This window comes from Mycobacteriales bacterium, assembly GCA_036497565.1.
Lineage (GTDB): Bacteria > Actinomycetota > Actinomycetes > Mycobacteriales > QHCD01 > DASXJE01.
The window spans coordinates 1-7,891 of record DASXJE010000293.1; the positions used below are offsets into that span (position 1 = coordinate 1).

The following is a 7,891-nucleotide window of genomic DNA, read 5'->3' on the forward strand; positions in this document are numbered from 1 at the left end:
GTGGGAATCCATATCACCGTCGCCGTCATGCTGTGGCTTGCGGCGAGTTTCGTCGAACCGATGCGGTTCGCCCACGGGGTGGCCGGCCCCACGACAGAGGCGGCTGGACAACTCATCACCGGTGGAAGCCAGAGAAGGTACCCGGCGCGTGGACCGCTGCAGACCTGCTCCACCAGAGCCACCGTCCGCTGACTCCCAGACTCAGCCATCGGCCCTACCGATATTGGGTCGAGGCGGAGAAGACGCTCAGGGTTCGCGGTCGACCGTCTCGGGCGGAAGTTTAATCGACACTGCCGGAGGACCGTAACGATGCAGCACCCGCCGTTGGGATCGAAGTCACTGCCCGCCGTTAGGGCGGCCTCGGCGGAGATTGTCAGGGCAGCGCTGAACGACGCCTACGCAACAGCAATAGGCTCACGTCGTCGCGACGATCCCATCACCACGCCCAGCGGCGGTCCCGCCGGAAATGCTCGCCTCACCGCCTGGACCGGTCTCCTCCTCCTGGTGGTCTCGCTGGCCGAGTGCGCCACCTTGGTGTCGGTGCGCGGGCTGATCACCGTACACATCCTGATCGGCGCCTTCCTCCTTCCGCTGGTAATGCTGAAGACTCTGACCACGGGCTGGCGCATCACCCGCTACTACCTGGGTTCGGCCGCCTACCGGCAGGCCGGCCCCCCGCCGCTGCTGCTGCGCATACTCGGCCCCCTCGTCGTACTCTCGGGCCTCGCCGTACTCGGCACCGGCCTCGCGCTGATCGCCCTCGGCCCTGCCACATTCACCCCGATTATCACCCTCGCCGGATACCGCGTCGACGCGCTCACCCTGCATCAAGGAGCGTTCATCCTCTGGCTCGCCGCGACCGGGCTTCACGTGCTTGCCCGCACCATCCCCGCACTCCAACTCACCACCGGATCCCGGCAACACCGCGCGGTCGCAGGTCCCCGACGCCGGGCCTCCGTCCTGCTCGGCACGATCCTCATCGGCGTAGCGGTCAGCGTGCTCGTCCTGCAGCTCTCCGGTCACTGGACCCACGGAGGCGGAGCCTTCCACCGCCATGACTCCGGCAGTAGCCAGACACGGTGACGACGTAACCGACGACATCTTGCCGGCGGCCCTACACCACGTTCCTTCCGCCGATCCGCAGTAAATGCGGACGCCGTGTTCGTTCCCGCAGCGCCGAACGCAGTGCGGCCTCGGTGCGCGGCAAACAGTCCACGCCGAGGGCCTGAGCTATCCGGGCGGTGTCGGCGGCGACGTAGCAGGCGGTCCTGATCGCGACGTACCGCAAGGACGCGAAGTATTACGACATCACCGCCCGGTCTACCTGTGCCCGGCTACCCCGGGCGGGCACAACGCCTGCGGGCAATGACGGCTTCGTGCAGCGTCGCCCCGCCAAAGGATGAGCGAGTGCTCGGTCGGCTAGACGCTGGTGTCGGCCCAGACGTCATCGATCGCGATGTCGTAGCTGCGTCCGGCGACGTCGTCGCCGAGGGTCAATTGCCCGATCGGATTGTTGCCCAGCGTCTCGGTGCTCGTCACCGGAGTGCCGAGTGTGACCCGCGTGCCGTCCAGCGCAGCCCAGATGGTGATTTGTCCTCCCGGGTTGGTGTCCACGCCGATCTCGACCTGGTGCCAGTGACCGGTGCTGACCGTGGCCGAGCCGGCGTGCGTGACCAGCCCGGCGTCATTGCGGACGGACAGGAATCCGCCTGCGTTGACATACAGGTAGGCGATGTAGGCGCCGCTAGCGCTACGTAGTTTGAATAGGCCGGCCGAAGTGCTGCGCTGCTTGAGGTAGACCCAGGCGCTGACGTGCAGGGCTCGGTAGGTGGCCGGAAGTTGCGCCGAGGACCAGGTGGTTGTGCCGGTGGAGGTTTCCTCGGCGGCCCAGTTGCCGGCGTGAACCGTGCTCTGCTGCGTCGTGAGCCCGGCGGTGGGCGTCGTCCACCGCGGTGGGGCGATGCTGCCGGACTCGAAGTCCTCAGTGAATACCGGCAATGTGACCGCCGCGGTCGACCGCGCGGAGGTGTTGCCCTGCGCGTCCGCCGCGACCACCGAATACGTGTACGTGGTGCCACGCGTTCCGGTCGTGTCCGTCACTGCGGTCGTGCCACCAGAAACCGTGGCTACCGTGCTGTTGGCTTCGCCCGGCGCCGAGCGGGTGATCGTGTACGCCGTCACGCCGACGGTGTCGGTAGCTGCTGTCCACGAGATCTTCGCGGTGGACACGCCGGTGGCGGCTGCGCTGACCTGGCCCGGCGCGCTCGGCGCCGTCCAATCGGGGGTGATCGTGACGCTCGCCGATGACGTGTTGTCAGCAGCGTCGGACGCGACCACGCGATAGGTCACCGCGACACTGTCGGGTGCGCTGCGGTCGGTGTAGGAGGTCGTGGGCCCCGAGCTCAGCGCTTGGCCGTCGCGATAGACCGCGTAGGACGTGGCGGTGCCGGCGTCCGGTGGCGACCAGGTGATCGCGACCTGACCCGCCGTTGCCGACTGCTGGGCGGTGAGGCCGGCGGGCGGACCGATCGGCACCGTGTTCGCCACGGTGGCGCTTGCGACGTTACTCGGCGCGGAGTTGTTACCCGCCGTGTCGTGAGCGACGACGGTGTAGGTGTGGGTAGACCCCGGCGCCAGGCCGATGTCGGCCCACGCCGTCGCGTGCACGTCGGCTGCCGCTGGCGTCGTGCCGCCGTCGCGGTAGACGTTGTAGCCGGTGACGCCCACGTCGTCGGTGGCGCCGGACCAGCTCAGGTCGATCTCGCCCGTCGGTCCGCTCGCCGCGGACAGGGTGGGCGGCGTAGGCGGCGTCGTGTCCGGGAACGTGATCGGAGCGGATGCTGCGCTCCGGGTGGACTGGTTGCCGCGCTGGTCACGAGCGGCCACTGTCCAGGTATGGGTGCCGGCCGGTACGGAGAAATCCGTCCAGGTCTTGCTCGCCGCCGGAACCGTCGCGACAATGTTGCCGTCCCGGTACACGTCGTAACTCACGACACCCACATCGTCCGAGCTACCCGCACCGAGGGTGACCGTGACGTTGGCCGAAGCCGCTCCAGTGCCACGCGCCACGGATGGCGTAGCCGGGGTCGTGGGCGCGGTGGTGTCGGGCGCGAAGTGATAGGTCATCGGGTCGAACACCGCGCCGGTCGAGTCGGTCGGGTCGACCTTGACGTCGGTGCCGGACACGGTGACCTTGAGGAAGTGGTACACCTGCGCAACCGCAGATGGTTTCGCCGTCGCGCCGTCACTTGGTCGGCCGCAGGACGATCCCGCCGCATGGGTCGGATCCCAGCCGCGGGCGTAGGCATCAGTGGCACTGCACGCCGGGGCAACGTTGGTCGGCACCCCGCCCCCGCCTCCGGTGACGTAGTTCGGCACGCCGCCGGGCGGCGCCACATTGCGCTCGTACATATGGGCATGGCCGTTGAACACGAGGTTGACATTGTCGCGCGCCAACAGGGCCTCGAGGCTGTTCGCCCCGCCGTTCGGGTTCGCGGCACTGTTCTGCAGATACGGATCCTGTTGGGTCGTGTAGTTGTTCTGGTCCACTCGCAGCGGGTAGTGGAAGAAGGCCAAGCGCAACGCCGACGGACCACGTGCCGTGATGTCTTTCTGCAGATCGCCGGCCAGCCAGCTGTATTCGGCGCTGCTCTGCTGCCAGTGCTCGTCGCGATCGACCTGGTACGACGGGCAGGTCTTGGCGCCGCAGCCGGTGCCGAGCCCGGTGCTCTGCGATACGTCGGTCCAGTCGGCGTCGAGGACGTAGAACCGCACGCCGCCGACCGTGAAGGCGTACCAGTCGCTCGGGTACTTGCCCGCCGCGATGCCGTCGACCGCCGGGTAGCTCAACGAGGGCGTGTAGGTGCCGCCGGACGCCGCGACGTTCGTCGCTGCAGGCCAGGTCGAGAAGAAGTTGCCGTTGCGGCCGTGGTTCCCGACGACTGAATAGAGCGGCAGACTCGAGCCCGCCTTCGCCCAGTACCGCCCGTCGAACACATTGCTCTGCTCGGCGGCGCCCCCGGTTCGGTCGGCTGCGTGGTTCAGGTCCCCGTAGTTCGTCGTCGACCCGTCGTTGTAGGCGATGTCGCCGGTCGAGACCGCGAAAAGCGCCGGATTGCCCGCTTCCGTCGCGCTCGCCGCGATCTGTGTGTCGAGAGCGGACTGGTACTGGTTGTACGTCGCGAGCGGCGCCGTATTGGACAGTGACGTCTCGCCGAAGTCACCGAGGACGTCGAAGCTGAAAGTCGACGCCGCACCGGTGGACGGGACCGTGGTGAAGGTGGTCGGGAACCGTGGCTGAACACCGAGCATATCGGTGCCCGGCGTGGTCGTGCCGCTGTAGACCCGGTAACAGTACGTCGTGGACGGCGCGAGGCCGGTCAGTTGCACCACGTGCTGGTAGTACGGGGCGCTCTCCCCGAACGCCGTATAGGTGGTCGCGGCGTGCTGCGCGGGCACGACGGTCTGGGTGCAACTCGTCCCGGTTCCGACAGTGACCACGCCGGGACTCGTGTCGGCCGCAGTGGTCGCCCAGGTGACGGCGACCGACGTCGCGGTGAGGTCACCCAGGTAGGGGTAGCGCGCCAGCACCGCGCCCGCACCCGTCGCCGGCGCGATCCCGACAAGGACGAGCGCAGCCGACGCGATCGCGACACAACCAGCCGCCAAAGTCTTGCGCGTCATGTTCCCACCCCCGGCGCCATCGGTCGTACGACGCACATTGGCGCATTCGATCACCCGGGTAGAGATTTCACATCATGCATTTGAGGGAAAAAGTCGGCAGAGCGATCACTCGTTCATGCTCGGCTGCGGCACGGCTTAGCAACAACCCACTCTGAACCGTGTGTCGGCTCGGCCGCGAGAGGCGGTTGTCGACAATCCGCGGGCCCGACAAGAGCGGGCGGCCGAGGTGTCCGACAACCGACGGACGCGGCCGTTCGTCCATGTCGCGCGGCCGTGCTCGCGATCGTGGTCTCCGTCGGCGCCGCCGCGCAGGTCTCCCGGATCGGCGAGTCGGGTGCCCTCGGCGGCGTGGCACGGCCACTTCAGCCCCACCGCGAAACAGCGGGCACGGCGGCTAGTCGGTCTTCGCGACCCGCACGTAGCCCTCGCGCAGCACCGGTGCGACGTCGGGGAGCAGAGCGGTCTGCGTCGCCGCGGCGATCGGGTCGTCCCGCCACGACTGCGGATCGGTGCGGGCCGTGAACGCCTGGTCCTGCGGCAGACCACTGGTCTTCGGCAGCCGCACCGTGCTCGGGTCGAGCAGCACCGGCCCGATCCGGAACGACGGCGAGAGCCGCTGCAACGGTCCGGTCACCCACTCCCGCGCCATCTGCACCGCCACCCGCGGGAGCACGCCGCTGGTGGCGTGTACGGCGCCGCCGGGCACCATCACGACGGTGAGCCGGACCAGCTGTGACGGACGCACGACCAGCGGCTGCTCGGTGTTGTCGACGTAGGGATGACTGACGGGCTGAACATCCGGCGCGGCGGCACTGGACGGACCGAGCACCGAGAGCTGACCGACCTGCCGGCCGCCTGCGCGCGCCGCGGCGAGCACCTCCGGGGACACCGGTGTGAAACGGCTGTAGTCGTCGTCGACGAAGTAGCCCAGTACCCCGTCGTCGGTGCGGGTGAGCTCACCGAGCCGGACGGCGATCTGGCGGGCGGCGAACGTGTCGTAGGCGGCGCGGCGGGCGGCCCGGGCCGCGTCGTCCAGTTCCAGTTCGGCGTCCGGCCCGGCGCCCAGATCGTCGCGCACCGACAGCCGCAGCGTCATCCGGGCGACCGCGAGCGGTCGGCCCACCAGCCCGGCGACGTATTCGGTCCCGGTGGCACCGAAGGGATCGACACTCCACAACGTGGTGTCGACGCAACGCAGCAGCGCGGCGAGGGCGCTCTCCGGGACTTCGCCGGCCGGCGGCGGATGGGCTGCGGCTTCTTCGCGTCGCCGGCTGTCGGCAGCCACCACGCCGGCCGCTATCCGGACGACATGCCGGGCACCGGTGTCATCGGGCCGAAGCGGCGCCGGCGGTGCGCCGGCCGGTCCCGGTTCGCCGGGTGCACCCTCCCAGACCACGCGTCCGTCGACGTCCTCGAGCAGCATGCCGAGAGGGTCCGCGGCCGCGTCGTAGACCTCGAGGGAGCCGTCGAGATGGTCGGCGAGCAGCCAGCCGCAGACCGGGCTCACCGTCGCCTGCGGGTCGCTCTGGTCGACGACGGCCGGCGCCGGCTCGGCGCCGTCCGGTGTCCCCGGGTCGGCGAAGCCGAGGTCGAGGCGGGCCGGGCGGGTCAGCCGCGGCCGCAGCAACACCGGCGACGGGGCGCCACCGCTGCCGGGCGACGCCGGCTGCAGACGCTGTGCCACCACGATGCGCTCCGGCGGCAGCTCCACGGTCTGCCCGAACGCGTCGATGACCCGAAGCCGGGACAGGACGGCGCTGCCTGCGCGGATCAACAGCGGCTGCGCAGCCGGTACCGGCAGTGCCCGGGTGCCGTCCGCCCGGGCCGTCGTACGGCCGACGGCGGCCGGGTCGAGTCCCAACAGCTGCTCGCGGATGCCGCTCAACCCGGCGGAGAGCAGGTCGAGCTGGTCGCCTGCCGCGCCGACGGCCGCCAGAGCCTGATCCTCGTCGGCGTGCAACACCTTGGCGTCGGCCGGACGCTGATCCTCGGCGGCGACGAATGCCTGCACCTGGGCGGCGAACTGGCGCGCCGCGACCGACGTCAAGAGGCTGCGGCCGCGCACGACCGTCGGTGGGGCGCCGACCGGCAGCGACGGATGGTCCGCGGCGACGTCGAAGTCGACCTGACCGAGCGACCACCCGTCGAGCCGGTCGTCGACGGTGAGGGTGGCCTCCCACTCGAGGTAAAGCGGCACCCACGCCGGGCTCCATGTCGTGCGGGCGATCGGGCTGGCCAGCATGCCGTTTCGGATCGAGGGAGCGAGCAGCTGCGGCCAGGCTGCGACCGTGTTGAGGTTGGGCGAGAGCAGCCACGGCTGCAGCAGCAGCCACTCCGCGCCGAGCCGCTCGCGGACGAATACCGGGTCGTAGGCCGCCCGCCCGGCGATGTACTGGCTGACCTCGTCGATGCGGCTGACATCGTCGAGGACCAGTTCCCGCAGCAGGTCGTCGCATTCCGGCGGTACGCCCCCGTTGGGCAGCGGCAGCACCAGTTCGTAGCCGTCGACCACGCCGGCGTAGCTGGTCGGGACCTGACCGCTTACCCGGCAGGCCACCGTTCCGTCCGGGGCGAACCGGCCGTCGTACCCGTGCCGCAGCGAGCGCTGCAGTCCCTGCACGGTGACGACCTGCTCCCCGGGCACCCGCCACGGGTCGGCCGCTACGTCGATGTCGCGGACTCCCGGGCTGGGCGCGCCGATGACCGGCGGTACCGGGACGGTGCCCGGCCCTAGTGGCGGGCCGGCAGCGAGAACGGCGGCCGCGCCGTCGGTCTGCGCCCGCAGCGCGCTGAGGACGTCGGCCGGGCTGCGGGTGATCAGCAGGCCGTCCTGCTGCCCGGCGCCGATCGCCGCCGTCCCCGGCGGCGGGACCGGTGCGGTCGACACATCCAGCAGTGCCGGTGCTGTCGACACGTCCGGCGACGGAGGAGGGACGGGAGCCGTCGACACGTCCGGCGGCACCGGTGGCGCGGTGGACACGTCCGGCGGCACCGGTGGCGCGGTAGACACGTCCGGCGTGGAGGGGACGGCCGTCGCGGCCCGGGCGGCGTCGGTGATGGCGCGGACCCGGTCGGTGCGGGCCACCCCGCCCGGTGCGGTCGTGAACTCGCTCGCGTGCTCCGCCTCGTCGAGGGTGACGAGGCCGTCGGCGGCGTCAAGGCGGTCGAGCAGTCCGGCGCTAAATGCGGCTACCAGTCGCTCGTCGGT

At 70.3% G+C, this 7,891-nt stretch carries 4 protein-coding genes; 2 read left to right on the forward strand and 2 right to left on the reverse strand.

Annotated elements, in window-relative coordinates; translation table 11 throughout:
• Positions 1–192 (forward strand): hypothetical protein (locus VGH85_22645; GenBank protein ID HEY2176620.1); only part of this gene is annotated, 192 nt, incomplete at its 5' end.
• A gap of 312 nt (positions 193–504) precedes the next feature.
• Positions 505–1,083: a hypothetical protein gene (locus VGH85_22650; GenBank protein HEY2176621.1), complete on the forward strand. Its 579-nt coding sequence runs from the start codon at positions 505–507 to the stop codon at positions 1,081–1,083.
• A 336-nt stretch (positions 1,084–1,419) separates the two neighbouring features.
• Here VGH85_22650 and VGH85_22655 read toward each other — a convergent pair whose 3' ends face one another.
• Both VGH85_22655 and VGH85_22660 read right to left on the reverse strand, forming a co-directional pair.
• Positions 1,420–4,683, reverse strand: a complete 3,264-nt coding sequence (locus tag VGH85_22655; protein ID HEY2176622.1) for a fibronectin type III domain-containing protein — start codon at positions 4,681–4,683, stop codon at positions 1,420–1,422.
• Positions 4,684–5,077: 394 nt separating this feature from the next.
• Positions 5,078–7,891: hypothetical protein (locus tag VGH85_22660; GenBank protein ID HEY2176623.1), on the reverse strand; the 2,814-nt coding region annotated here is incomplete at its 5' end.

Excerpts from the sequence above, each read along its gene's own strand:
- VGH85_22655 (HEY2176622.1), bottom strand. The coding sequence starts at position 4,683 with ATGACGCGCAAGACTTTGGCGGCTGGTTGTGTCGCGATCGCGTCGGCT.